Genomic DNA, 20,216 nt, shown 5'->3' on the forward strand with positions numbered 1-20,216 from the left:
CCTACAAAATCCGCAACACCCACAACACCCCCAAATAAACCACCCCAATCCCCACCGGCAGCACACAAAGCACCCGAACCTGCGAAAAGAACGAAGGCACGGCCTCCACCGGGGTCGACTCCTCCAGTTGCTGCAACGTCATGACCGCGACACCTTCCTCCGCTGGCGCATTGAGCCGGGCCTGGATCAGGGGTTCGACTGCTTCGACTTTGCGCATCAGGGTGCGGCCCCAGGTGAACAGGGCGGCGCCGATGAAGATCAGCAGGTAGATCACCAGGAATTTCCAGTGGGGCGGGTTGCTCAGGCGGATAAAGTCGGGGGTTGGGCTGTTGTCCCAGAACCAGTCCAGGGGGCGGGTGTTTTCGTAGACGGTGAACATGAAGTTCTTGATCGGGCGGTTGATGGTCGCCGCGGCGGTGGTGTAGCTGTCCAGGCGCCAGTGGAGCATTTTCAGGGTGGAAAACACGGTGGAGATCAAGGCGCCGGTAAACAGCAATGCGCCTGCGGCGATGGTCAGCCGGTATTTCAGTTGGGCCTGGGTGTAATTCATCTGTGCGTCCTGCGATGAAGAAAAGGGCCGCAATGCTAATAGTTCGTTGCCCCTGGCTGATAGGGGCGGCGCTGGCTTATGGGCTGCCTTTGGGCCTCGAAGGTTTCAGCCGGCAGGCTGCGACGAACGCTACCGGCGCCTCGGCCTGAACGACGCGCAATGCCTGCCACTGATGAATTTCCTGCCGGTGCATCAAGCTCCGTACAAACGCGAGCTAAAGCTGAACAGCGCCCCCGCCAAATCGAGACGGCCGTTCCAGGCTTTGTCAATGATAAGAATCATAATGATATGTATTTACTTACAAAAGATAATCGTTATCATTCGCGCGATCTTCAGATAATTCCTACAAAAAAAGGTATCCATGGTGGTCTCATCGCGCATTTACCCGGCCTCTCTGTCGTTGCTGGGCATTCTGGTCGTCCCTGATCTACAGGCAGAAACGGAGTCTGCTCTAACCCTTCCGGCCACCGCTGTGAACAGTGAGTACAGTGAGCAGAGCTACATGCCGACCGAGAGCAGGAGTGCGTTGAAGATCGATGCGCCGCTGCGTGATATTCCGCAAACCGTCAACGTGATCCCCCAGAGCGTGATCAAGGACCAGGGCGCGCAGTCGATGGAGGACGTGCTGAAGAATGTCCCCGGTGTCGGCCTGTCCAACGGCGACGGTCAGCGCGATCAGGTCACCATCCGCGGTTTCAGCGCCATTGGCGATATGTACGTCGATGGCATTCGCGACGACGCCCTGTATTTCCGCGACCTGTCCAATGTCGAGCGGGTGGAGGTGATCAAGGGGCCCGCGGCGGTGCTCTATGGTCGCGGCTCATCCGGTGGCCTGATCAACAGCATCAGCAAGAAGCCCAACTTCGCCCCCAAGCAGGAAGTGGGGGTCAGCTTCGACAGCGAGGGTAAGAAGCGCACGCAGTTCGATGCCGGCTGGGCCGACCAGCAGCACAACGACAAGGCTTTCCGGGTCACCGGGGCGCTGGAGAACAGCGACACCTTCCGCGATGACGGCTATATCGACCGCAAGGCCATCGCGCCGTCGGCCTATTTCAAGCTCTCGGACGATCTGGAGCTGAACCTGGGCGCGACCTATCTGTACGACAAGCGCTTGATCGACTTCGGCATTCCGGCGCGCGGCAATCGCCCGGTCGATGTGGACCGCGACAAGCGCTTCGGTTCCGTCGACCCGGATGACGACTACACCCGCAGCGAGGTGTTTTCGTTCACGGCGGGTATCGACTATCGCATCAACGACGATTTCAGCCTGAGCAACACCAGCCGCTACTACCACTACGATCTGGATCGCAATAACACGCTGGCCGACTCCAGCCCGACGCGCTTTGTCACCGCGTCCAATGGCGAACTGCTGGTGAAACTCAACCGCGGCAATGTGCAGCGCAAGGAAGACGGCTGGTTCAACCAGACCGAGCTCAAGCAACAGGCCGTGCTCGCCGGGATGAACCACAGCCTGCTCTATGGGGTGGAGCTGGGGCGCCAGGTGAAGGATCAGTCGGTGTTCAGCCAATCCAACGTGGCGCAGGTGCCGGTGTATCGCGATGCCCTGGTCGATGTGCCGTTCCAGGCCAACCGGCAGACCGCCAAAGGGAGCAACACCCAGGACACCGCCGGGTTCTACGTACAGGACCTGATCGAACTGACGCCACACTGGAAAGCCCTGGTGGGTGTGCGCTATGACGTGTTCGACCAGGAGTACTCCGACGACCTGACCCACAGCAGCCTGTCCCGCACGGACACCACCTGGAGCCCGCGCGTCGGCCTGGTGTATCAGCCTGACCAGGTGCAGTCCTATTACATCTCGGTCAGCCGTTCCTACCAGCCGTCCGCGGAAATGTTCGCCCTGAGTACCAGCAACCAGGACCTGGAGCCGGAAGAGACCACCAACTTCGAGATCGGCGGCAAGTGGGACCTGTTCGACAATCGCCTGGCCTTGACCGCGGCGCTGTTCCGTCTGGAACGCACCAATATGAAAACCACCGATCCGGCGAACCCGAGCAAGCTGGTGCTGGCGGGTGAGCAGCGTACCGATGGTCTGGAACTGACCGCCAGCGGGCAGTTGAGCGACAAATGGCAGGTCTATGCTGGCTACGCCTACCTGGATGCCGAGATCACCAAGTCCAACAGCCGCACCAACGGCGTCGCCAACGAAGGCCAGACCCCGACCTTGACCCCGCGCCACAGCGCCAATCTGTGGCTGGTGCGTTCCTTGACCCAGGAGTGGCGTGTCGGCATGGGGGCGAACTATGTCGATGACCGTTACACCGCCCTGGACAACCAGGTGGTCATGCCGGCCTACACCACGGTGGACGCGGCCTTGCTCTATAACCTGCCGAAATGGGACATGGCCCTGCGCCTGCGTAACGTCTTCGACAAGGACTATTACGCCTCGGCGCATGGCTCGGTGGACCTGATCACGCCGGGCGCGCCACGGACCCTGGAACTGAGCGCCAACTACCGGTTTTGAAGGCCTACCCTGAGACCAAAGCCCGGCAGTGCGACACTGCCGGGCTTTTTTGTCTGCGCTCGCCTTGCCTGATGGGTCTCCTATACTCATTCGCGCCGACAGGTTCACGCCGTACCCGAACGCCGCCGCAACAGCCGTCAGCTCCCTGACAACTACCCCTCCCAGTCACTGCAAGGAGACCAAACATGGCAATCCGCATTGGCGACGAAGCACCCGATTTCACTGCCGACACCACCGAAGGTCCGCTGCATTTCCACGAGTGGATCGGCGATAAGTGGGCAATCCTGTTTTCGCACCCCAAGGACTTCACCCCCGTGTGCACCACCGAGCTCGGTTATATGGCCAGGCTCAAGCCGGAGTTCGACAAGCGCAATACCAGGATTGTCGGGCTCAGCATCGACCCGGTCAGCGACCATAAAGCCTGGGTCGGCGACATCCAGGAGACCCAGGGGCATGCGGTCAACTACCCGATGATCGGTGACGAAAACCTGGTGGTGGCCAAGCTCTACGACATGATCCACCCCAATGCCAGTGGCGGCGCGCGCACCGCCGTGGACAACGCCACCGTGCGTTCGGTGTTCATCATCGGCCCGGACAAGAAGGTCAAGGCGATGCTGGTGTACCCGATGAGCGCCGGGCGCAATTTCGATGAAGTGCTGCGCCTGCTCGATGCCCTGCAACTGAATGCCAAGCACACCGTCGCCACCCCGGTGAACTGGCGCCCGGGCGAGGACGTGATCATTCCTACCTCGGTATCCGACGAGGACGCCCGGAAGAAATACCCGCAAGGCTTCAAGACGTTGAAGCCCTATCTGCGCACCGTGGAGCAACCCAAGTAACGACCACCGACAAAGGCTTGCTCACGGAGCAGGCCTGCGGGAACGACGCTGCGCCGGATGTCAGGGTTCACCCGGCAGACCGCCGCGGCGTCGCAGTCACTTCCATGGGGTCGCTTTTAGCCAGGATGGGCAGCCACTGCCCATCCGCGGTTCGAACAGTCCGTCTTACCTATCGATACCGCTGAGCGCAGGTCGAACCCTGGACGCAGCTGAATCTGTTGACGCTGATGCTCGATGAACGCTACCGGCGTATTGGCCTGAACTATGCCCAGCGTTTATTGCTGATGAATTTTTGGCCGGTGCAGTAAGCTCGGCTGAGTCCTGGCGACTGCTGATCTCTATAACGCCGTCGTCCTGGGTCCGTGCAAAGCAAGTCGCTTTGGATTGTCCATCCCCATGCTCTGCATCGGACCTGAAACCGATAAGATCCGCCTGTTCACGCGGTACATGGCGAGTAACGGCAAGGAGAAAATATGATGGGCAAGATCAGGATAGCAACGCCGGCCGATGCTCCGGCCATTCAGGCGATCTATGCACCTATGGTGTCGGATACGGTCATCTCGTTCGAGCTCATCCCGCCAACGATCGAGGAGATGGCGAGCCGGATCGAGGCGACACTGGCGACCTATCCCTATCTGGTAGCGGAGTTGGACGGCGCGGTCGTTGGTTATGCCTATGCCAGTCAGCATCGCGCCAGGGAGGCTTATCGCTGGTCGGTGGATGTCACGGTCTATATCGACCCCGCGGCACACCGTCGTGGCATCGGCCGCGCACTCTACCAGCGGCTCCTGCCGATCCTCGAGCGACAAGGCTTCCATGCCGCTTACGCCGGCATTGCCCAGCCCAACGCTGCTAGCGTTGGGCTCCATGAAGCCCTGGGCTTCACCCATATCGGCACCTATCCCGAAGTGGGCTTCAAGCATGGGCAATGGCATGGTGTCGGTTACTGGCGCAAGCCGCTGAATACAGTGACGCCGCCGAGAGAAATCGTCGCGTTCAGCGAGGCGAGAGGATACGTAGAGCTGTAGGCCTGGATGAAGTCAGCCCGCGAGCGGGGAGCGCGGGCTGACAGGCCACAGTGAAAAGCCTTATCGGCTTGGTAGTTTCTGGTCGTCAAGCACAGGTTGGGAGGTCTCGAGGGCAGTAGTGTTTCCAGTGAGAAATCTCGCCAGAAAGAGCGCCGTAAGACCACCGAAGAACTGCGAAATGATGAAAGGCGCCGCGTCCGATAGGCGAATCCCTGAGAACGTATCGGTGAACGATCGGGCAAGGGTTACCGCAGGGTTCGCAAAGCTTGTGGAGGAGGTGAACCAGTAAGCGGCCACCACGTAGGCGGCCACCACCTGTGGCACCTTCGCCTTGTGGTACTTGTCGCACAGTAGGATGGTGAGGACTAATCCAGAGGTTGCCAGGTACTCGCTGAACCATTGCGAAGGCCCGGTGCGGACATGCTGGGAGAACTCCACCACCGGCAGTTCGAACATCAGGTGTGCAGCGAAGACCCCCAGGATCGCACCCACCGTCTGTGCCGCGATATAGGGGCCTAGAAGCTTGGCGCTCAGCCCTCCGCGCAGGTAGTCGACAACCGACACCACGGGATTGAAGTGCGCTCCCGAAAAGGTGGCGAAGCAAACGATCAGTACGTACAAGCTGGCCCCCGTTGCCAACGCATTGGCAAGGAGCGCGAGTGCATCGTTACCGTTAGCCAGGCGTTGCGCCATGATTCCGGACCCTACAACGGTGCAGAGCAGAATGGCGGCACCGAGCGTTTCAGCCAAAATTTTCCGTGAAGTACTCATCTGGAAGGCTCTGAGAAGGTAAGCGATTGAGGGAAGCGGCTACAGCTAGCAGTAGCCGCAGACAGCGTTACGAGCAGCAGGACTTGGGTCTGATCTGCTCGGGCTGATTGCCTTCCACGACAAACACCGAGCTCTGCGAAGAAAGGTAGGCATCCTCGCAAGCCAGTTCGGTGGGCACTCCACGCTTATAGGTTTTGCCGCTATCACCGGTGAGTTCGCGAGCAGGCCCGCGGTAGATCACGGTCAAAGGATGACCCTTGCGAACCTGTGGCTTGGTGCCAGTGACCGTGACGGAGTAGAACTGAACGGAGCCGATCCGCTTGGTCGACGCGTCGTTCCTCGCTTCGATATTTATCCCCGTCAAACCGGCATCTTGAAGCTGCTGGTAAAACGCCTGTTCCTGTAACACACCCGAATAGCAGGCTGACCACAGCGTGGTGTCCTGCTTCAGCTCGTCAGGTATGGCGACGTTCGAAACATTGTCGGAAATTGCAAAGCGTCCACCCGGTTTCAGGACCCGGTAGATCTCTGCGAAGACGTTCTGCTTTTCAGTTTCTCCGACCAGGTTGATCACACAGTTCGAGATCACCAGGTCGATGGACTGGTCCTCCACCAGTGGATGGGTCTGGGCGCTGTCGCTGACGAACTGTTCGAAGTTTTTCCACGATGCCCAGTCAGTGCAGGGCTCGGTGTGCAGGCGTTCTTCGGCAAGATCCTGGTCAATCTTCAGATTGCTGGCCGATGCCCTGTGGAACCGCAACGGAGCACTGCCGGTGGCCTCTTGAAAGGCAGCCGCCTCGCCGCGGGCAATCTGCAACATACTCGGATTGATATCTATACCGATAACGGCGCCCTTGCTGCCCGCGATCTGCGCTGCAACGTAGCAATTGAGGCCGGCTCCCGACCCCAGGTCCAGGACCACATCGCCTTCGCGCACATACTGGGTCGGGTTACCGCATCCGAAGTTGGCCTCGGTGATCCGCTTTGGAATGTTCTTCAGGTACTGGGCACCGTAAGCCTCGCTGCAACAGCTCTCGTTGAGCTGCGATTCGAGTACGACGTTGCCCTGACGAAGCGCCTCGGTGTAGTCCGCGATGATTTCGTTTTCAAGTGCAGAAGCCATTATTCATATCTCCCGTTTAGCAGCACGAACTACCATCGGCACAGCACGATTCCTCGGCAGAACCAGCGATAGGAAGAAGCCCCTTGGTGACTTTGGGGTCCCGGATGGAGGGTGTGTTGCAGTCAAAGAAGCCACTCTTTTCCAACGGCGGCTCAACGTAGCAACGCACTGGAATGAACTGTCCCTGATAGGGCTGGCTCATCAGCAGATTGAAGGTCTTCTCGCACACTGCGGTACGCACACCACGATGGTAGGTATGGCCATCGTCGTCGACCGTATGCTTCCAGGGACCTTTGTAGATAACAGCATGCCCCTGGTCGAGACATACACCGGCTTTGCCCTTGTAGGCACTGATAGTAAACAGACGGTATTCGATACCGTCCTGAATACAGACGGGCACTTCAGACGCCAAGGCGTAGGTGATGCCATGGAAGCCGGCTTCGCAGAGTTTCTCGGCAACAAGGGGCTCGGTTATCGCCGTCCGACACTCCAGGCCCTCGACGACAAAAGGACGAACAGCGTCGGCTTCCTCATCCGCCAGAATGGCGGGAAATACCAGGCGACCCTGTCGCTCCAGACGTTCATAGATCGACTGTGCGTAGTGGCTGAAAGCGGGTTCAGCATTGAACCCTTCCCAGTAGATGGTCGAGAACGCGGAAGATGGGTCGTCGGTTCCGCTTGGCCTGCCCTGAGCGCTATTTACGCTTGGGCTGAAGGCACGACCCTGAGCTTGGCCATACTGCGCCGTGAACTCGCGACGACGATTTTCAGGGCAGATGAAGAGGGTGTTTTTGTCGTCCGCCAGGATGCTCTTCATGGACTCCGTGTGAGTCCGCCAGGCAATGTGCGCTGGCGCCTGGAACCCCTCTGTCTGATTGGCCAGTCTGAGGGCCGCTTGTAGCAGGGAAAGTGAAGACATGGTTATCTCCTTAGCACTTCAGGCAGCAGCGTTTGAACACACCTTCTTCCGGCGGCGTGACCGAGTCCATGAAGAGCTTGTCCAGGCGAGAATCCGAATGCTGCCAGTCGAAGTGAAACTCGTGCTCTTCCAGCTTCAGCTCCTTGACCGAGGCGTTGTCGAGCAGTGGTGAGCCTTTGTACAGGTGCAGCCGGGTCTCGAACTGGATCGGGTCGATGATGTTCTCCAACTGGTTCCGGGCGATGAAGTCATGGAGTTCGGCCATGTCTTCGAGGCTTATCCAAGGGTTGAACGTGATGAAGGTCGGGTTGACCTTGACCCCAGCCTCTTTCAAGAACGCCAAAGCCTCCTCGATCATCGGCACATCCATCTCCTTGAAGACCTGATCGAGGACCTCCTGCTTGGGGAACTCCAGGGCGGTGGTGATGAAGGCCAGTCCTAGCTGGCCCATTTCCTTGATGGCTTCCTTGTTCTCCAGGATGTGGTCCACCCGAGTGGTGAAGTCGTACGTCAGTTCGGGAAACAGCGAATGCAGCTTGCGGATGATTTTCAGACCGTGCGTCTTGGCATTGAAGAAGTCAGCATCGGTGAATGTCAGGTGAGTCATTCCTTGTGCGACGAGGTTGGCTACATCCCGCTCAACAAGATCATCAGAGACCAGCAGGACCTTGCCGTCATAGGCTGCATACACCGAGCAGTAAGAGCACTTGTGGTGGCAGCCGCGGGAGCCCTCGACCCCACCCACGATGGCCTTTCTACCCAGCAGCTTTTCCAACTGGGGCTGCGGATATTTGTGAAGGGGAGGGGCCAGGTCTCGCCTCGGCAGGCGGAATCCATCGCGAATCAACTGGGGTACGACGATCTCACTGGAAAGGCCACGGGGCCGATCGATGACTCCACGCAAGTCTTGTTCTTGCTCGCCATTCAGGTGCTTTGCCAGGCTGACGATGGGGTTTTCCCACTCACCCGCGATCACGTAATCACCGTACTTGGCAGCCAGGCTCTTTGCATTGATGGTCGCGTACTGCCCGAAGAAGCAGATCTTCTGGTCTGGATGTGCTTCTTTCAGCGTCTTCGCCAATTGGGTGCCGGCTGTCAGCGAGTCAAAAAGCGGTACGCAGATGAAGACGAGATCGGCGCCGCCGAACCGCTCAACGCAGAGGCCCTCTACATAGATATCGATCAACTGCGCATCAATATCTGCATCAAGTAGAGCAGTGGTTGCAGATATCGCATTAAGCGGCTGATATCCCCCTTCAAATGTACTGGCGACCAAGTATTTCATGCTCTTTCTCCTTGAGTTCAGGCGCGACGATTCGGTGGCGAGAGCCACTGTGGGTGTTGCAAGAATTCGAAGTTGGATTCGAAGTTAAGGCGATACCAGCAACAGGACGGCGAGGCCCGCCAATGCTTGCAGGGCTGAACCCGCTGTAATCAGACGCATGTATCTTCCCGTGGGGTATTCAGGAAAGGCGTCTGACTTCACCAACCAGTAGTAACTGTCGTTGGGGAGAATGGCGATGAAGGACCCGAGGCAAACTGCAAAGGTAATGCTCATCAAGTCCACTCCACTGGATGCCAAGAGGGGAGTAAGAACAGGTGGAATTGCAGCAAAAGTTGCAAGCGAGGAGCCATTCAATGTTTTGAAAATGGCAGCCAACACGAACACGCCTACGAGAATATGCGTGGTGCTGCCTGAAGGGGTGAGCGTGTGTTCAAGCAGTTCCTTTGGAAGCACCTTGCCCAGTGCCAGACCCAATGCAGATGCACAGCCGATGGTGAATAGCAGCGAGCTGGTCCTGCGCATGGCCTTGGACAGAAGATCCTGAACCTCGCCAGGCTTGCTGTTCAACGCAATCAGCAGCGAGGTGACAATCAGTGCACCGGCAGGTGTCGTGCAGAACTCGACCGCCGGATGCTGGTTCTTCGCAATCACATATCCCGTGATCAGGAGTATGAAGAATACCGCCAGAGGCATGATCACTTTGGCAACCGAGTCCTGAGGCGTAGCAGCGTCAGTTGCATGATTGGTCGTTGGCAAGTCCGTCCGGGTCGTCCAATAGGTCCAGGCCGCCCCGGCTATCCAAGTGACGACTGTGAGCAGCAGTCCCTGGTAGAGGAATCTCGGGTCATGGGTGTTCGCCCCTAATCCGATGCCGATGATCAGCGGGCCGGCAGGCATCAGCAGCTTGAATCCCGAATAGCACCCGATCGCAATGTACTTCTTGTGGTTTCCGGCAATCGGGGCCAGGGAAGCGTAGGCCGTGTCGGGACAAACCATCCCGGCGCCAAGCAATGGTGAAAGCGATACGCCAAATTTGCCAAACGAGGCGCTGCCTCGCGCCGCTATCCAGCCTGAAATGAAGAACGCACTCAGAATGACCATGGCGAAATAGCCAAGGTTATTGCCGAAGCCTTTGCTAAGCGTTTCAAAGACGCTGCTACTGCTTGCGCCTCCGAGCAAGGGGAGCAAAATCGCACCCAGCAGCATGGCGACCGGCAGAGGAATGGAAGCGCTATTCCATAGGCTTCGTAACCAGGGCCCCGTTTTAATCCTGAGCGCTTGCGTCAACATCCCTGCACCCCCTAGCGGTTACCGGAGCATGTAGCTGAGCGGCCTCATGGCCTTTCCGGGAATCTACAGTGGCAAAATAAGTTGCGGCCCGCAACTAAAATTAAGAAACAATTTTGTGACATGCTTATATCCAAAATGATTGTCGCTCTGCCTGCTAAGGTGCTATCTGCCTGAGTTCCCGAAATTTCGAGTCGTCCGCTATGCCAAAAATTGACCAGATCGACCAGGATGCAGAGGCGCTTTATGAGGCACTCAGTCACCTGGTTCGGGTCTACCAGTTCCGTGACAGGGATCGCAGTTGCTGCGAAGGCCTCTCCGTCACTCAATGCTATGCGCTTGAGCATGTGATCAAGGCCGGGCCCGTTCGTGTTCAGTCTCTGGCCAGTGAGCTTTTCCTCGACAAAAGCAACGCGAGCCGGCTGGTCGACTCGCTGGGCAAGCAGGGGTTGGTGCATCGTATCCAGGATTTGACCGATGGCCGGGCGGTGGCGATCAGCGCAACGCCAGAAGGCTTGGCTGTGTATGAAAGGATTCGGTCGGATCTGGTGGGAGAGGCCCGTCATCTTTCGAGCGACCTCTCGACAGAGGCGCGCAACGCTGCCATCGAACTACTACGTCGCTTTGCCAATGCCACTGAGCAGCGTTGCGGCCTGAAGGCGCCCGAAAACGACGAGTATCAGCCCCTCAAATGCTGCTGAGGGGAGGGCTAATGCTGATGAGTGGGCGCTGCAGGCAAGGCGGGTGTATCAGGAGTGTTTGTACAAGAACCGCATAGTGGTCAGATACGAGGTCATTGAGTCCTTGCCGGGTTGTCTGAGCGTAGGTTGAGCCGTGGGCGGAGTTGCTGCCGAAAACCCTCGTGCTCTGACAAGCGCTATCCTTGAGCCTTCCTTCCGTTGCCAGAGCCCGCCCATGCTCGATGTACACGCCGTCCGCAAAAGCTACGCCACGCCCCAGGGCCCGTTGACGGTGTTGCAGGGGGTCGACCTGCACCTGGAGCAGGGCGGCAGCCTGGCGCTGATGGGCGAGTCGGGCAGTGGCAAGAGCACCTTGCTGCATCTGATCGCCGGCCTGGACAAGGTCGATGGCGGCAGCATCCGCATCGGCGATCAGCAGTTGGAGCGGATGAACGAACACCAGTTGGCCAACTGGCGGCGCACCGAAGTCGGGCTGGTGTTCCAGCAGTTCAACCTGATCGGCAGCCTGCGGGTGGAGGACAACCTGGGGTTCCAGGCGCGGCTGGCCGGGCGTTTCGATGGGCGTTGGCAGGCGCAGTTGGTGGAGCGCCTGGGCCTGGGCAATCTGCTGCGGCGTTACCCGGAGCAACTGTCCGGCGGCCAGCAACAGCGGGTGGCCCTGGGTCGCGCCCTGGCCGGCAAACCGCGGCTGTTGCTGGCCGACGAACCCACCGGCAGCCTCGACGAAGCCACCAGCGACGATGTGCTGCAGCTGTTGCTGGAGCTGCTGGCCGAGACCCCCACCAGCCTGTTGATGGTCACCCACAGCCAGCGCGTCGCCAGTCGCCTGGGGCGGATCGCGCTGCTGCATGGCGGGCGTCTGGCCGGCGCGGGCGAGCGCTGAGGTGCGGGTGTTCTGGCACAGCCTGCGGGCGCTGCTCAGCCATTGGCGGCGGCACCTGGTGCAGTTCTTCAGTGTGCTGACCGGGCTGTGGCTGGCCACTAGCCTGTTGACCGGGGTGCAGGCGCTCAACAGCCAGGCGCGGGACAGTTACGCCAAGGCCAGCCAGTTGATCGGCGGCGCGCCCCAGGCCAGCCTGGCCACGGCCAATGGTGCGCCGTTTTCCCAGGACCTGTTCGTCGGCCTGCGCCGGGCCGGCTGGCCGGTGTCGCCGGTGGTGCAAGGCCGGCTGACGCTCAAGGGCCATGCACAGCAGCGCCTGCAATTGCTCGGGATCGAGCCGCTGTCGTTGCCGGCCGGTGCGGCGGTCGCCGGCCAGGTGCTGGACTCCGCGCGCATGGTCGAATTCGTCAGCCCACCGGGCAGCACCTGGATCGCCCCGCAAACCCTGGAAGCCCTCGGCTATCGCGAAGGCGATCGACCGACGACCACGAGCGGCCAGCCACTGCCGCCGCTGCACAGCCAGGCGGACATGGCGCCGGGGCTGCTGCTGGTGGATATCGGTTTTGCCCAGCCGCTGCTGGGCATGCCGCAGCAGATCTCGCGCCTGCTGTTGCCAGCGGATTTCGCCGCCAGCGCGCCGGCCTTGCCCGATGCGTTCAAGGGCCTGCTGGTGCTCAAGCGCGGCAGTGAGGAAAACGATCTGGCGCGCCTGACCGAAAGCTTTCACCTGAACCTCGATGCCCTGGGTTTCCTGTCGTTCCTGGTCGGCCTGTTTATCGTCCATGCCGCCATCGGCCTGGCCCTGGAGCAGCGGCGCGGCTTGCTGCGGACCTTGCGCGCCTGCGGGGTCAGCGCGCGGATGCTGATCGCCTGCCTGTGTGTCGAACTCGGTGGCCTGGCCTTGCTCGGTGGCCTGGCCGGGGTGCTTAGCGGCTACCTGCTGGCCAGCGTGCTGCTGCCGGATGTCGCCGCCAGCCTGCGTGGCCTGTATGGCGCCGAGGTGGCGGGGCGGTTGAGCCTGAGCCCCGGGTGGTGGTTGGGCGGGATAGGCCTGAGCCTGCTCGGTGCCTTGCTGGCGGGGGCCAACAGTCTGCTGCGGGCGGCGCGCCTGCCGTTGCTGGCGCTGGCCGATCCCCAGGCCTGGCACCAGGCGCATGCGCGTTGGCTGCGGCGTCAGGCCTGGGTCGCCACGGCCCTGATCGTACTGGCGGGCGCGGCCTGGACCTGGGGCGACAGCCTGGGCAGCGGTTTCGTGCTGATGGCCGGCTTGCTGCTGGGCGCGGCCCTGGGCCTGCCGGTGTTGCTCAATGGGTTGCTCAGCGCGCTGCTCGGGCGCAGCCGTTCGGTGCTCGGGCAGTGGTTCCTCGCCGATTGCCGGCAGCAGTTGCCGGCCCTGAGCCTGGCGTTGATGGCGCTGCTGCTGGCCCTGGCCGCCAATATCGGCGCCGGCAGCATGACCGCCGGTTTTCGCCAGACCTTCGCCGACTGGCTCGAGCAACGCCTGAGCGCCGAGCTGTACATCAACCCGCAGACCCCGGCGCAGGCGCGGGAGCTGCAACGCTGGCTGCCCGAGCAACCTGCCGTTGCCGCGGTGCTGCCGGTCTGGCAGGTGGCGCTGCAACTGCAAGGCTGGCCGGCGGACTTGTACGGGGTGATCGAGCATGCCAGCTACCGCCAGCACTGGCCCTTGCTCGAAGCCCTGGGCGAGCAGCCCTGGACCCGGCTGGCCAGCACCGACGCCTTGATGCTCAGCGAGCAGACGGCGCGCCGGCTCAAGGTGCGCCTGGGCGATAGGCTGGATATTCCGGTGCCGGTGGGGCAGTGGGCGCCGCAAGTGGTGGCGATCTACGCCGACTACGGCAACCCCAGGGGCCATCTGTTGGTGAATGCCGAGCACCTGCTGGCGCACTGGCCGCAGTTGACGCCCAACCGCTTTAATCTGCGCATCGAGCCAGCCGCTGTGGCGCCGCTGGTCAGTGCCTTGCGGCAGCGCTTCGGTCTCGACGACAGCCGCATGGTCGAGCAGGCGCAGCTCAAGGGCTGGTCGAGCCAGGTATTCGAACGCACCTTCGCCGCCACCGCCGCGCTCAACAGCCTGACCCTGGGGGTGGCCGGCGTGGCGCTGTTTATCAGCCTGCTGACCCAGAGCCAGAGCCGCCTGGGCCAACTCGCGCCGCTGTGGGCGCTGGGGGTAAGCCGGCGCCAGTTGATGCTGCTCAACCTTGGGCAGACCTGGTTGCTGGCGCTGCTGACCTTGCTCCTGGCGCTGCCCCTGGGCATTGCCCTGGCCTGGTGCCTGGATACGGTGATCAATGTCCAGGCCTTCGGTTGGCGCCTGCCGTTGCGGGTGTTCCCGCTGCAACTGGTGCAGTTGCTGGCCCTGGCGGTGTTGGCCACCTTGCTCGCATCGGCCTGGCCGTTGCTGCGGTTGTATCGTAGCCAGCCGGCGGATCTGCTCAGGACTTTCGCCCATGAAGATTGAACGGCTGCCTGGCCTGTTGCTGGTGTTGGCCCTGTGCGGTTGCGATAAGGGCGACGAGCCGGCGCAAGGTTTCGCCGGCCTGGGCGAGGACGCCGCGGCGTTCACCCAGGTGGTGCCGGGGCGGGTGTTCAGTTTCCCCGCCGACCATGGCGTGCATGACGGTTTTCGCATCGAGTGGTGGTACCTCACCGCCGACCTCAGGGCCAGCGACGGCCAGCGCTTCGGCGTGCAGTGGACGCTGTTTCGCAGCGCCTTGCGCGCCGAACCCGACCAGCCCGGCTGGCAGGCGCCGAATGTCTGGCTGGGCCACGCCGCGGCGACTTCGGCCACTGCCCATCACGCCACCGAACGTTACGCCCGCGGCGGGGTGGGGCAGGCCGGGGTGACCGCGCAGCCGTTCAAGGCCTGGATCGACGACTGGAGTTTCAGCAGCCAGTCCGCCGACGCCGACCCGCTGGCACACATGCAACTGCAAGCCAGCGGCGCGGGTTTCGCCTACCGCTTGCAACTGCGCAGCGACCGGCCGCTGGTGCTCCAGGGCGAGGCGGGCTACAGCCGCAAGTCCGAGCAGGGCCAGGCGTCCTATTACTACAGCCAGCCGTTTTTCCAGGCCGAGGGCAGCCTGCAGATCGACGGCCAGACCTATCAGGTCAGCGGTCCGGCCTGGCTCGACCGCGAATGGAGCAGCCAGCCCCTGGCGGCCGGGCAGAGCGGGTGGGACTGGTTCTCCCTGCACCTGGACAGCGGCGAACGGCTGATGCTGTTCCGCGTGCGGGAAAACCACAAACCGCCCTACATCACTGGCACCTGGATCGAGCCCGACGGCCGCATCCAGACCCTGCACAAGGACGATATCCAGCTCACCCCGCTGGAGGACTCCAAGGTGGCGGGGCGCACACTGCCCACCCGCTGGCGTCTGCGCATTCTCGGCCGCGGCCTGGATATCAATGCCGAGGCGCTCAACCCCAAGGCCTGGATGAACCTGCGCATTCCTTATTGGGAAGGGCCGGTGCAATTGAGCGGCAGCCATACTGGCAGCGGTTATCTGGAAATGACCGGTTACTGAGACTGGCTGCGTGCAACAAATCGATTGAAGTTACCAACGTCGCTCCGGACCGCGTCTATGCTCAAGCGGCACCGCGCACCTGAACGGCGCGGGTCTTGTCTTCAATTACAGGGATGAATGTCTATGAAGCCGCTTCACTCTCTGGCCAAAGCCGTTGCCTTGGCCACTCTGTTGTCTGCTGCCAGCCTGCATGCCCATGCCGCCGACATTCCGTTGGCCGGTACCGTGGAGGCCGATGAACTGGTGACCAAGGTGCTCTCCGTGGATGCCGCCAAGCATCGTGTGGTGCTGGAAGGCGCGCAGGGCCAACCGGTGCATGTGCAACTCAGCGATCAGGCCAAGGACCTGGGGCATTTGAAGGTGGGCGACCAGGTCAATGTGCGGGTCACTCACGCGGTGGTGGCGGTGCTGGACACCAATGTGGAAAAAGGCCTGCCGGATTCCGCCGAGCGCACCGGGGTGATTCGCGCCACCAAGGACAACCCCAACCCGGGCGGCGAAGCCTATCGCCAGGTGCAGGTGCAACTGAAGATCACCGACATCGACCTGAAGAATAACCAGCTGACCTTCCAGGGGCCGGCGGGTAACAAGAAGGTCCTGGCCGTGGAAAAACCGGAAGTCCAGGCCCGGCTGAAAGACCTCAAGGTCGGCCAGAGCGTGGTGGTGACCTATACCGACGTGTTGCAAGTTACGACCCAGCACGAAGGTTGATTGAGACCGGGCGCTGGTCGTTGTGGCGGCCGGCGCGCGGATCTCGGGAGGTCCGTGCGGGGAGTTGAACGAAGGTGAGCGAAATAAAAAAAATTCCGCCAGCTTTGTGTTCAGAATTCTTCAGAATATGTGCACGGACTTTCTTTTGTCGTTCGATTAAAATAGTTCTCGTTCGCCCGGTGCAAGGGCTCTTTACCGGTGCATGGATTGCCAGGCCAGAGCACTGGGCGAACACCCTCTTCGGGGTTCCCGCCCCACGATTTCCGTCATTGCGTTCATGCGACCCGCGCAGGTTCGACGCCTGTTGCCAGCGGTTGCCAAGCACTCTCGGCTCTCTCCAGCAAGACTCTTTACCGACACAGCCTGTTGTTTCATTGCCTGCTGCCCGGGTCGGCTTCAGCCTCGGGACACGGTGGTGCACAGCTGCAGGCCCAGCGCGCGCATGACCTTGACCACGGTATCGAAGCGCGGCTTGGCACCCGGGGCAAAAGCCTTGTAGAGGCTGGCCCGGCCCTGGCCGGTGGCCTTGGCAATCTGCGTCATGCCCCGGGCCCTGGCGACATGGCCCAGGGCGCGGATCAGTTCATCGGTATCGCCATCGGCCAGGACCTGGGACAGGTATTCGCTGATCGCCTGGTCGCTGTCGAGCAGGGTGGCGATGTCGAAGGCAAGCAGTGTGTCGGACATATCAGAACTCCTTGGCCAGGGAACGGGCCTGGCAGATATCGGCAGGCTGGGTGGACTTGTCGCCGCCCAGCAGCAGGACGATCAGCGTATTGCCGCGAAGCGTGAAATAGATGCGGTAGCCGGCGCCCATATTCACGCGCATTTCCGAGAGACCGCCGCCGAGGTTTTTCACATCGCCCAGGTTGCCCGCCGAAGCTCGCTCGATACGCCGAGCGATGGCTATCCTGGCGCGCAGGTCCCGTAGCGTGGTGTGCCATTGGGCAAAGGCGGTCGTCTGCAGGATCTCGTAATCCATGAGTGACTGTATCCATATAGAGACAAGATTGAAAGGAGTGATGACCCTCGGGCGACTGACGGTGCGCTTGAAGGGGTCATGGAAAGGTAAGCAGGAGAGGAGTGGGCGAGGCGGGCTGTTTCGTATCGGCATGTTGTCGATCAGGGCTGCCGAAACACCCTGTAGCCATTGCCCTGTGGTGGCTGCTGGAAAGGGTTAGCATCAGCCGTTCTGGCTGATGCTGTGGGACGGAAAATCAGAGCGCCGGCAGGCCCAGCGCCGTGGCGCATGCCTGGAGCGAGCGCTGTTGGGTGTCGGCGTACAGCTGCAGTTCATCGATGGTCGGGCGCCCCAGGGCCCGCTCGAAAGCCTGCCGGTTGGAGTGGCCGGTGTAATGGCTTTGCGCATCGTCGCCCAGGTTGGACTGGAAGATCCCGGCGGCGCTGACCGGCAGGAAGTCCTCGTACACCAGCGGCTCGGCCCGCACATGCCCGGCGTGGATCAGCGCCTCCAGGTTCGTCGGTCGATCCGCCTGTTGGCGCGCGGCCAGGCCTTGTTCGCTGGCGAAGTAGCGGAAGTACGCCAGGCCCTGTTCGCGCATGGCCTCGTGGTCATCAGGAAAGGCGCGGAAGTGTTCGGCCATCAGGGTGTTGTAGCGCTGGGCATTGGCTTCGTTGGGAAAGTCCCCCAGGGCGTCGCGGGCGGCGTTCAACAGCTGGTCGTACAGCGCCCGGCCCTTGGGGGTGAGGGCGGCGCCGCGCTGTTCGATCTCGCCGAAGCGCGCGCTGTGGCTGCCGCGGCTGTCGGGCTGGTCGGTGAAGGCCACGGCTTCCTCCAGCGCCTTGAAGCTGGTCTGGCGCAAGAGGATCGGGCATTCCCGGCGCGGCGGGCCTTCGATCACCGCCTTGGGCGTGATGCCGTGGGCCGGCATCAGCGCTTGCACCTGGTCGATGTCCAGGGTGCGCGGCGTCAGGTGGTTGATGTGCGGCCCCTTGAACGCCACCACGTCGGCGATCAGCCGGTGCTGGGCGCTCAGTTGCTGGTACTGCCCGGCCGTGACCGTGGCGCTGTGGTGCCAGCGGAAGGTTTCCAGGGCCTGCTCGACGAATTCCCCGGCGGCGTTGTCGTCGAGGCCGCCCTGGGTTTCGGCCTGTTCGATCAGGGCCAGGGCGCGCGGGGTGAAAATGCTCCGGCGGGCCAGCACCGATTCGGCGAAGCTACGCAATTGCGGGTTGTCGATCAGCTCCAGGCGCAGCAGTGAAGTGAAGACCCGGAACGGGCTGACCTGCAGGGCGCTTTCATGCACCGCGCGAAAGGCCGTGGAATGCACCGGCACCCCGGCCGGGGTGAGGTCGTAATAACCCACCGGCTGCATGCCCATTACCGCGAACAGGCGGCCCAGGGTCGCCAGTTCGGTGGCGGTGCCGACGCGAATGGCGCCGTGGCGCTCCAGGTCCAGGCGCTGGATTTCGCCGGTGCTGCGCAGCTGCCGGGCGATCCTCTCGTCGCTGTCCAGGACCCCGGCGTTGACCTGGGTCACCAGCTCCATCAGGGCACCGTACAGCGGCACTTCCTCGCGGTACATGTCCGACATCGCCCGTGAAAAACGTTGGCGGATCAGGTCTGGGCTGACGAAGCTCTGCAGGCTCATAAACAAGGATTCCCGGCGTAGTGAGACAAAGAGGGTAGCGGTGTTGGCTGGGCCTGATTCTGGTTGGCGCGGGGGTGTGCTGACAAACGAAGTTTCTTCCGGACTTCATTCTGCAAATGAATGCAGGCGGGCAGGGTGGCTACGTGCAGCTGGACCGATGGCATCCGCTGGTTTTCGCTGGACGGGCATGGCCCCTTGCGCCCAGGCAACCCGTAGCGTTTTCCGGCGGCCGAGCGGTGATGGCGATTTGCCGTTGCGCTGATAGACTTCTGAACACGACCGCATTCCATGGCTTGCGTACCGTTCAACGGAGGCGACTTGGCCTTGACGCCGCACAATGGAGGAAAGGGACTTTCACTGGCCAGGAGGCTATACAAGACGCGAATTCTGGGGCTGGCCCTCGGTTTCCTTTGCGTGTCCGCGGGCATGTACCCGCTGCATCCATCGCCCTGGGTCTGGGTGTTCATGTCGTTCAACGCGTTCATCTGGCCGCACCTGGCGTACCAGTGGGCGCGCCGCTCGCCAGTGCCGTTTCGTGGCGAGCATCGCAACCTGCTGGTGGATGCCTTCCTCGGCGGGTTCTGGGTGGCGGCCATGCATTTCAATCCGCTGCCGACCACCACCACCCTGTCGTTGATGGCGATGAACAATATCGCCCTGGGTGGCGTGCCCTTTTTCCTGGCCGGTTGTCTGGCGCAGATGCTGGGAGTCGCGCTCGGGCTGCTGCTGTTCGGCATCGGGTTCGAGGCCCAGACCAGTGCGCTGCAGCTCTATGCCTGCTTGCCGATGCTGACCCTGTATCCGCTGGCCCTGGGGTTTATCTGCTACCAGCAGGCCAATGTCCTGTCTCGGCACAAGCGCGAATTGCTGGCCCTGAGCCGCACCGACAGCCTGTCGGGCCTGCTCAACCACGGGGCCTGGAAGGACCAGCTGGAAATCGAGTTCCAGCGTTGCCGGCGCCAGGGGACGAACCCGAACCAGGGCGGCGCCATCGCGCTGATCGACATCGATCATTTCAAGGCCATCAACGACACCTACGGCCATGTCGCCGGCGACATCGTGTTGCGCCAGCTGAGCAAGCTGCTCAAGCAGAACCTGCGGATCAGCGACCTGGCCGGGCGTTATGGCGGCGACGAGTTCTGCGTGATCCTGCCGGACGTGCCGCTGGAGCATGCCGCCGAACTGATGGAGGCCTTGCGTTGCCGTTTCGGCGGATTGGGCTATGAGCAGAGCCCGGCCCTGGAGGTCAGCCTGAGCATCGGCCTGGCCGCCTATTCCCCGGACCATAGCGATGCCCTGGACTGGTTGAACGATGCCGACCAGGCCTTGTACGAGGCGAAGACCACCGGCCGCAACAAGGTCAGCTGCCGCCGCGGCGGCTGCTCGTCGAAGGTCCTGCTGAACTCCTTGTAAGGCCGCTCGCAGAGCATTGCGCCAGCATGGAGGGGGGCGAAGTTGTCAGGTAGGGTGGGCG

Annotated in this window: 19 protein-coding genes; 10 read left to right on the forward strand and 9 right to left on the reverse strand. The window is 61.7% G+C overall.

Features of this window, described 5'->3' with window-relative positions; all coding sequences use genetic code 11:
* Nucleotide 1 precedes the first annotated feature (1 nt).
* Nucleotides 2-550: a YniB family protein gene (locus tag AC07Y9_RS31370; protein ID WP_102690517.1), complete on the reverse strand. Its 549-nt coding sequence runs from the start codon at nucleotides 548-550 to the stop codon at nucleotides 2-4.
* A gap of 159 nt (nucleotides 551-709) precedes the next feature.
* Between AC07Y9_RS31370 and AC07Y9_RS31375 the strand changes: the two genes are divergently transcribed.
* The 4 genes from AC07Y9_RS31375 (at nucleotide 710) to AC07Y9_RS31390 (ending at nucleotide 4,902) form a co-directional block, all read left to right on the forward strand.
* A complete protein-coding gene (locus AC07Y9_RS31375; protein WP_158246005.1) occupies nucleotides 710-976 on the forward strand; it encodes a hypothetical protein in 267 nt (88 codons plus the stop codon).
* Nucleotides 912-3,035: a TonB-dependent receptor gene (locus tag AC07Y9_RS31380; protein ID WP_102681128.1), complete on the forward strand. Its 2,124-nt coding sequence runs from the start codon at nucleotides 912-914 to the stop codon at nucleotides 3,033-3,035. Before AC07Y9_RS31375 ends, AC07Y9_RS31380 begins: the two co-directional genes overlap by 65 nt.
* A gap of 185 nt (nucleotides 3,036-3,220) precedes the next feature.
* Complete coding sequence (locus AC07Y9_RS31385) at nucleotides 3,221-3,874, forward strand: peroxiredoxin (RefSeq protein ID WP_007923518.1); 654 nt, start codon at nucleotides 3,221-3,223, stop codon at nucleotides 3,872-3,874.
* Between the two features lie 476 nt (nucleotides 3,875-4,350).
* On the forward strand, nucleotides 4,351-4,902 hold the full coding sequence (locus tag AC07Y9_RS31390) for an arsinothricin resistance N-acetyltransferase ArsN1 family B (protein ID WP_053260459.1): 552 nt from the start codon (nucleotides 4,351-4,353) through the stop codon (nucleotides 4,900-4,902).
* Nucleotides 4,903-4,962: 60 nt separating this feature from the next.
* Here AC07Y9_RS31390 and AC07Y9_RS31395 read toward each other — a convergent pair whose 3' ends face one another.
* The 5 genes from AC07Y9_RS31395 to arsQ all read right to left on the reverse strand — a co-directional run bounded on the left by AC07Y9_RS31395 (nucleotide 4,963) and on the right by arsQ (nucleotide 10,290).
* Nucleotides 4,963-5,673, reverse strand: coding sequence for an aquaporin (locus AC07Y9_RS31395; RefSeq protein ID WP_102681127.1), 711 nt, complete (start codon nucleotides 5,671-5,673; stop codon nucleotides 4,963-4,965).
* Nucleotides 5,674-5,740: 67 nt separating this feature from the next.
* The gene (gene arsM, locus AC07Y9_RS31400; RefSeq protein WP_102681126.1) at nucleotides 5,741-6,796 is read right to left on the reverse strand and encodes an arsinothricin biosynthesis methyltransferase ArsM; all 1,056 of its coding nucleotides are present in this window, start codon (nucleotides 6,794-6,796) and stop codon (nucleotides 5,741-5,743) included.
* Nucleotides 6,797-6,812: 16 nt separating this feature from the next.
* Nucleotides 6,813-7,715 (reverse strand): DUF8838 domain-containing protein, encoded by a 903-nt coding sequence (locus tag AC07Y9_RS31405; RefSeq protein WP_102681125.1) that lies wholly within the window; start codon nucleotides 7,713-7,715, stop codon nucleotides 6,813-6,815.
* 10 nt (nucleotides 7,716-7,725) lie between these two features.
* Nucleotides 7,726-9,000 (reverse strand): arsinothricin biosynthesis radical SAM protein ArsL, encoded by a 1,275-nt coding sequence (gene arsL / locus AC07Y9_RS31410; protein ID WP_102681124.1) that lies wholly within the window; start codon nucleotides 8,998-9,000, stop codon nucleotides 7,726-7,728.
* 84 nt (nucleotides 9,001-9,084) lie between these two features.
* Nucleotides 9,085-10,290, reverse strand: coding sequence for an arsinothricin export permease ArsQ (gene arsQ / locus AC07Y9_RS31415; protein ID WP_102681123.1), 1,206 nt, complete (start codon nucleotides 10,288-10,290; stop codon nucleotides 9,085-9,087).
* A 200-nt stretch (nucleotides 10,291-10,490) separates the two neighbouring features.
* Between arsQ and AC07Y9_RS31420 the strand changes: the two genes are divergently transcribed.
* The 5 genes from AC07Y9_RS31420 (at nucleotide 10,491) to AC07Y9_RS31440 (ending at nucleotide 16,130) form a co-directional block, all read left to right on the forward strand.
* Nucleotides 10,491-10,988, forward strand: a complete 498-nt coding sequence (locus AC07Y9_RS31420) for a MarR family winged helix-turn-helix transcriptional regulator (protein ID WP_102681122.1) — start codon at nucleotides 10,491-10,493, stop codon at nucleotides 10,986-10,988.
* A gap of 214 nt (nucleotides 10,989-11,202) precedes the next feature.
* Nucleotides 11,203-11,871: an ABC transporter ATP-binding protein gene (locus tag AC07Y9_RS31425; protein ID WP_207240243.1), complete on the forward strand. Its 669-nt coding sequence runs from the start codon at nucleotides 11,203-11,205 to the stop codon at nucleotides 11,869-11,871.
* Complete coding sequence (locus tag AC07Y9_RS31430) at nucleotides 11,837-14,353, forward strand: ABC transporter permease (protein ID WP_219735192.1); 2,517 nt, start codon at nucleotides 11,837-11,839, stop codon at nucleotides 14,351-14,353. The genes AC07Y9_RS31425 and AC07Y9_RS31430 overlap by 35 nt, the downstream gene beginning before the upstream one ends.
* Nucleotides 14,343-15,419: a lipocalin-like domain-containing protein gene (locus AC07Y9_RS31435; protein WP_102681120.1), complete on the forward strand. Its 1,077-nt coding sequence runs from the start codon at nucleotides 14,343-14,345 to the stop codon at nucleotides 15,417-15,419. The genes AC07Y9_RS31430 and AC07Y9_RS31435 overlap by 11 nt, the downstream gene beginning before the upstream one ends.
* 123 nt (nucleotides 15,420-15,542) lie before the next feature.
* Nucleotides 15,543-16,130 (forward strand): hypothetical protein, encoded by a 588-nt coding sequence (locus tag AC07Y9_RS31440; protein WP_053260471.1) that lies wholly within the window; start codon nucleotides 15,543-15,545, stop codon nucleotides 16,128-16,130.
* A gap of 396 nt (nucleotides 16,131-16,526) precedes the next feature.
* On the opposite strand, the gene AC07Y9_RS31445 is transcribed toward AC07Y9_RS31440, so the two are convergent.
* The 3 genes from AC07Y9_RS31445 to hglS all read right to left on the reverse strand — a co-directional run bounded on the left by AC07Y9_RS31445 (nucleotide 16,527) and on the right by hglS (nucleotide 18,742).
* Nucleotides 16,527-16,817, reverse strand: a complete 291-nt coding sequence (locus tag AC07Y9_RS31445) for an addiction module antidote protein (RefSeq protein WP_007923531.1) — start codon at nucleotides 16,815-16,817, stop codon at nucleotides 16,527-16,529.
* Nucleotide 16,818: 1 nt separating this feature from the next.
* Nucleotides 16,819-17,112, reverse strand: coding sequence for a type II toxin-antitoxin system RelE/ParE family toxin (locus AC07Y9_RS31450; protein WP_102681119.1), 294 nt, complete (start codon nucleotides 17,110-17,112; stop codon nucleotides 16,819-16,821).
* Between the two features lie 235 nt (nucleotides 17,113-17,347).
* A complete protein-coding gene (gene hglS, locus AC07Y9_RS31455) occupies nucleotides 17,348-18,742 on the reverse strand; it encodes a 2-oxoadipate dioxygenase/decarboxylase HglS (protein WP_102681118.1) in 1,395 nt (464 codons plus the stop codon).
* A 288-nt stretch (nucleotides 18,743-19,030) separates the two neighbouring features.
* Here hglS and AC07Y9_RS31460 point away from each other — a divergent pair, with 288 nt between their 5' ends.
* Nucleotides 19,031-20,155 carry a diguanylate cyclase gene (locus tag AC07Y9_RS31460; protein WP_102681117.1) on the forward strand — a complete coding sequence of 375 codons (1,125 nt, stop codon included), beginning with the start codon at nucleotides 19,031-19,033 and terminating at the stop codon, nucleotides 20,153-20,155.
* Nucleotides 20,156-20,216 lie beyond the last annotated feature (61 nt).

The sequence above is a fragment of the Pseudomonas sp. GW456-L12 genome, assembly GCF_059424045.1.